The sequence below is a fragment of the Commensalibacter sp. A3DC genome, from assembly GCF_047307945.1.
Lineage (GTDB): Bacteria > Pseudomonadota > Alphaproteobacteria > Acetobacterales > Acetobacteraceae > Commensalibacter > Commensalibacter melissae.
Map to the genome: position 1 here is coordinate 1 of NZ_JAXOQA010000122.1, position 1,652 is coordinate 1,652.

Genomic DNA, 1,652 nt, shown 5'->3' on the forward strand with positions numbered 1-1,652 from the left:
AATCGAAGTATCAGTAATGAATGGTTTAAAACTAAAAAGCAAAGTTTTATTCATAATAAAAATGGATATAAAAATAGCAAATATAATTTAGCGAAAACTTTAATTAACTATTCTAGTGATAAATGGGAGAAAAATGATATTTTAGAAACAACTGAAAAAGCAGCAAAAAGAATATCCAATTTTATTTTTTCATAATAATATGCTGTTTTGTTCTTGACGCATTAGATTGATCTCTTCTTATATGTGCTCTAATAATACATCATAATATTATATTTGATCATAAAAAGGATTGATAAATGATGAAAGATCAACATGATTACAAAGTGAAAGATATTTCACTTGCGAGTTGGGGGCGGAAAGAGATTGCTATTTCTGAAGGGGAAATGCCAGGTTTAATGGCTCTTCGTAAAGAATATGCGGATAAACAGATTCTTAAGGGGGCGAGAATTGCCGGCTGCTTGCATATGACTATCCAGACAGCTGTGTTAATTGAAACCCTTGTTGCCTTGGGAGCGGAAGTGCGTTGGTCATCTTGTAACATTTTCTCAACTCAGGATCATGCGGCTGCGGCAATAGCTGCAGCTGGTATTCCTGTATTTGCTTGGAAAGGTGAAACCGAGGAGGAATTTAACTGGTGTATTGAACAGACCATTCATGGTCCGAATGGTTGGGTTCCCAATATGATTTTGGATGACGGGGGTGATTTAACCCTGTTAATGCATCAGAAATATCCTGAGATGTTAAAAAATATTAAGGGGTTGTCTGAAGAAACGACAACAGGTGTTCACCGTTTGCGTGAAATGGAAAAGAAAGGAACCTTATTAGTTCCGGCATTCAATGTCAATGACAGTGTTACGAAGTCTAAATTTGATAATTTATATGGTTGTCGTGAAAGCCTGGTCGATGCAATCCGTCGCGGTACAGATGTAATGATGTCTGGAAAGGTTGCCGTTGTTGCCGGTTTTGGTGATGTGGGTAAGGGTTCGGCAGCAAGTTTGCGAAATGCTGGTTGTCGCGTTCTTGTTACAGAGGTTGATCCTATTTGTGCATTACAGGCCGCGATGGAAGGATATGAAATTGTCACTATGGAAGAGGCTGCACCACGTGGTGATATTTTCGTAACTTGTACCGGTAATATTGATATTATTACCGTTGATCATATGCGTGCCATGAAAAATCGTGCGATCGTTTGCAACATTGGTCATTTTGATTCAGAAATTCAAGTTGAAAAATTACGGAATTTCACGTGGGAAAATATTAAACCCCAAGTTGATGAGATTATTTTTCCCGATGGTAACCGTATTATTCTTCTTTCTGAAGGACGTTTGGTTAATCTTGGGAATGCCACTGGTCATCCATCTTTTGTGATGTCTGCCTCCTTTACAAACCAGACTTTGGCACAGATTGAATTATGGACAGCACCAAAGGGTAAATATGAAGCAAAAGTCTATACCCTTCCCAAGTTCTTGGATGAGAAGGTGGCAGCTTTACATCTCGAAAAAGTTGGTGCGGTTCTATCTAAATTAAATAAAGCTCAGGCTGATTATATTGGCGTTGATGTTGAAGGTCCATTTAAACCAGATTCTTATCGTTATTAGTTTTAAAAATAATAGTGACATAAAAAAACTCATTACAATTTGTAATGAGTTTTT

General features: G+C 37.3%; 1 protein-coding gene and 1 pseudogene. Both read left to right on the forward strand.

Annotation, left to right across the window (positions count from 1 at the left end; genetic code table 11):
- Positions 1 to 195: pseudogene (locus tag U0839_RS08750) on the forward strand (DUF262 domain-containing protein); the annotation flags it as partial.
- A gap of 104 nt (positions 196 to 299) precedes the next feature.
- On the forward strand, positions 300 to 1,598 hold the full coding sequence (gene ahcY / locus U0839_RS08755; protein WP_155564861.1) for an adenosylhomocysteinase: 1,299 nt from the start codon (positions 300 to 302) through the stop codon (positions 1,596 to 1,598).
- The last annotated feature ends 54 nt before the right edge of the window (positions 1,599 to 1,652 follow it).

What these genes read in the sequence shown, in the direction of transcription:
- ahcY (WP_155564861.1), top strand. Translation starts at nt 300, where the DNA reads ATGAAAGATCAACATGATTACAAAGTGAAAGATATTTCACTTGCGAGT.